This window comes from Chamaesiphon sp. OTE_75_metabat_556 (assembly GCF_031378165.1).
Classification (GTDB): Bacteria; Cyanobacteriota; Cyanobacteriia; order Cyanobacteriales; family Chamaesiphonaceae; genus Chamaesiphon.
The window spans coordinates 1-2,243 of the sequence record NZ_JANNDR010000241.1 but is presented as its reverse complement, the minus strand read 5'-3'; the positions used below and the strand labels follow the sequence as shown (position 1 = coordinate 2,243).

At 47.3% G+C, this 2,243-nt stretch carries 3 protein-coding genes and 1 pseudogene; 2 read left to right on the top strand and 2 right to left on the bottom strand.

Annotated features, from left to right (window positions below; genetic code table 11):
* Positions 1–288: hypothetical protein (locus tag RMO27_RS09855; RefSeq protein WP_309731870.1), on the top strand; the 288-nt coding region annotated here is incomplete at its 5' end.
* Between the two features lie 15 nt (positions 289–303).
* Positions 304–651 (top strand): CHAT domain-containing protein, encoded by a 348-nt coding sequence (locus tag RMO27_RS09850; RefSeq protein WP_309731867.1) that lies wholly within the window; start codon positions 304–306, stop codon positions 649–651.
* A gap of 131 nt (positions 652–782) precedes the next feature.
* Here RMO27_RS09850 and RMO27_RS23815 read toward each other — a convergent pair.
* Together RMO27_RS23815 and RMO27_RS09845 are read right to left on the bottom strand one after the other, a co-directional pair.
* A pseudogene (locus RMO27_RS23815) lies at positions 783–884 on the bottom strand (redoxin); the annotation flags it as partial.
* A gap of 150 nt (positions 885–1,034) precedes the next feature.
* Positions 1,035–2,093 (bottom strand): DMT family transporter, encoded by a 1,059-nt coding sequence (locus RMO27_RS09845; protein WP_309731865.1) that lies wholly within the window; start codon positions 2,091–2,093, stop codon positions 1,035–1,037.
* Positions 2,094–2,243: the final 150 nt, after the last annotated feature.

Here is a 2,243-nt window from a genome sequence, read left to right as displayed (position 1 = left end):
CAGTGCGGCCTGGGAGCCTGCGACGACGGTGAATCGGCTGTTGCGGATGCCGGTTTCGCATTGATTCTTGAGGTCACCGGGGATGCATTCCAATTTATCGAGCCAGACACGCAGACCATGCTTCTCCGACAGCGTGCGAGCGAAGTCGATCAGTGCTTCCGGGTGCCCCCACGAGCAACGGTGCAAGCCGCGAACGGCAATCGCCTTGAGCAGACTTTCGAGCGAGGGACGGCTGAGTTAGAGAAATGGGGCACTCATAGAAAGTCGGGGAAGAAGGCTGCACCCTGATTTTCGACGGTATTAATGACCAATGCTCGATCAAGAATAGTGAAGGTGTATTTGGGTTGCGACGGGCACTATCGATTACCTCCGGTAGGCTACGCCAACGCGGGTGCCAAATACGTCATCACCAGCCTTTGGAATATCCCCACCAAACTCTCGGTATTGCTGATGAATGAGTTTTTTGAACTGTATCGCTCTGATGCCCGTCCGACAACACCGGAAGCCCTCACTCAGGCTCAAAATTACGTCCGCAGCATCACCCTCGGCAAACTCAAACAGCTAGAAATTGGGCGGTCGATCGTCGAGGAATTACAAGGGGAAACAGTGCGGAAACTATCATTGACGGCGACTGATGATGTCAAACCTTGAGCCGATCCGCACTATTGGGGCGCGTGGATTTGTCAGGGTTAATAGCTGGCAATATTTCATCATTCGATCGACAAGACACAATCGTTGTAATGTCGTAACCTGCCATACTAGAAAACATTCAAAAGCAAAGCGGCATACTTTTTATGCCAACCAGTAACGCAAGGTAATGTCCGTTGACAATTGATACAACCTAGCGTCCAGATTTGGACTAGGACGACTTTGCCGAGTAAATTGAATTTAATTTACCTGGATATTTTCGCCATAAAATCTGATTATTAAAAAGACATTTTTCGTACAGAAATTTGATGAATTCAGGAACAATATTTTCATCATCTAACTGCATTTTTCAAAGGTTATATCCGCCATAATTCGACTTTCCTCAATTAGATCCCTCTGAACCCCATTTTTGCTTCGATTTCTTGCTCTGTTTCCATAGAGCTAACTCGGATACTTTTGAGTCGTTCGGTTCTGGTATTAATTCCCACTTGACCTAAAAATAGACCTAGTAAAATTACCATCCCGCCAATGTATTGAGCCTGGGTGGGGACTTCCCCCAAGATTAAATAGGCGGCTAAAATGCCCATGATCGGTGCAAAAGAACCAACTAGCGACGCAGTGGCGATCGAAGAATTCCGAAAACCAATATTCCATAATGATTGTCCGATGACGACAATTACCGTCCCGTACAACAACATCCATTGCCACAGAAACGGCGACAGCACACCCATAAAATGGTCGAAACCGTACATCCACAATGCCAAGCCGAAATAGACGATCGTGCCCAATCCCGTTCTCACGGTGTTATGGATGCCTAGTGGCACATGAGTGAGGTGCTTTTTAGCAACAATCGTCGCAATCGATAGACAGATTGCACCCGATACCGCCATTAATTCCCCCAATCCAACCTGAAATCCAGCTACTGGAGTCATGTGCGATCGATCGGTTTGCAGCACGATTGTCAGTACCACACCAGTAAACGCGACAATCGATCCCAGTACTTCCCACCGATTCAGCCGTTCCCGCAATAGCCAGATCGATAATGCCAGTGTCAATGGTGGCTCTAATCGACCGAGTAGCAATACATTCGTGACGGGAGTTAATGACAATGCTTGAAAAATCAAGCCTGGAGCCAGTGCGCCGGATAAGATTGCCACAACAACCAAACCAAACCATTCCCGCCCCGATATTTGCCTCCAAGTATTCCGGCTCCACTGGTGGCGGTGAATCGCGATTAACACCAGCAGCGCACAAAGATTTCCGGTAAATAGGACATTACAGTAAGAAATCGGATTGTGCCCACCTACGAAATGCTCGGCACCGATTTCGGTAATTTTCCGCGTGAGAGCACTGGAAGAGCCAAAGATCGGGATCGCCAACCACAAATAGATGTAGCCAGGGATGCGTGAGGTTAATTTCGTCAATTGTTGGGGGAAGGTAAGCATCGTGAGTACGGGGAATAACGGCATCGACTAGATGAGATGCAGGTATGGACAAATTTTAAACTCACAACCTGAGTTTCCCCTGAGAAAACGATTAATAATTTGGTAGCAAAATCTATGCTAATTTCTCGGCCAATATTTAGCTCTAAATCA

Excerpts from the sequence above, each read along its gene's own strand:
- RMO27_RS09850 (WP_309731867.1), top strand. The coding sequence starts at position 304 with ATGACCAATGCTCGATCAAGAATAGTGAAGGTGTATTTGGGTTGCGAC.
- RMO27_RS09845 (WP_309731865.1), bottom strand. The coding sequence starts at position 2,093 with ATGCTTACCTTCCCCCAACAATTGACGAAATTAACCTCACGCATCCCT.